This window comes from Roseicella aerolata, assembly GCF_020523605.1.
Taxonomy (GTDB): domain Bacteria; phylum Pseudomonadota; class Alphaproteobacteria; order Acetobacterales; family Acetobacteraceae; genus Paracraurococcus; species Paracraurococcus aerolatus.
In genome coordinates this window covers 1-900 of record NZ_JAJAQI010000168.1, presented here as the reverse complement: position 1 = coordinate 900, position 900 = coordinate 1, and the positions used below count along the sequence as shown (strand labels likewise).

General features: G+C 70.7%; 1 protein-coding gene. It reads left to right on the top strand.

Translation table 11 applies throughout. From position 1 onward, the window contains the following. Positions 1-61 precede the first annotated feature (61 nt). On the top strand, positions 62-900 hold an 839-nt coding region (locus LHA35_RS28380), incomplete at its 3' end, for an integrin alpha (RefSeq protein WP_226615253.1).

Below are 900 nucleotides of genomic sequence, written 5' to 3'. Positions count from 1 at the left end.
ATACAGGATCGTCAGCGAAACCGAGGAAGACGACTCGTTTGGTATTGCCTCCATTGGTGACATGAACGGCGACGGTCGATCCGAAATCCTGCTCGGCCATAGCCATTTCGGGGGGGCGGCCGGCGAGGGCGCCGCCTATGTGGTCTGGGGCAAGGCGGACGGCGTACCGGTGGACCTCACCGCCGTCGCCGCCGGCCAGGGTGGCTTCCGGATCCTCGGCGAGGCGTCATTTGACGAGGCCGGCTACTCGGTCGCCGCGATCAACGACCTGAACGGCGACGGCCTGCCGGAGATCCTGGTCGGCGCCACCGCCAACAGCGCGGCCGGCGTGGGCGCAGGCGTCGCCTATGTGGTCTGGGGCAAGGCCGACGGCGCCCCGGTGAGCCTCGGCGAGGTCGCCGCCGGGCGGGGCGGCTTCAAGATCCTCGGCGAGACCCGCGGAATGCCTGACAGTAGTGGCGCTGGGTTTCCTGTCACCGCAATCGGCGACCTGAATGGCGATGGACGGGACGAGATCCTCATCGGCGCCCCCTCCGATCCCGATGGGCAGCAGAGGGGCGCCGCCTATGTGGTCTGGGGCAAGGCGGACGGCGCCCCGGTGGACCTCGGCGAGGTTGCCGCCGGGCGGGGTGGCTTCAAAATCCTCGGCGAGGCGGCCGGTGACGCGCTGGGCGGGAGCGGCCTCAGCTACAGCCTCGCCGCGGTCGGCGACCTGAACGGCGACGACCTGCCAGAGATCCTGGTGGGCGCGCATGGCAACGACGCAGGCGGCAGGGACGCCGGCGCCGCCTATGTGGTCTGGGGCAAGGCGGATGGCGCCGCGGTGGACCTCGGCAAGGTCGCCGTCGGGAACGGCGGGGTGAAGATCGTGGGCGAGGACGTGGGCGACCTTGCCGGCTT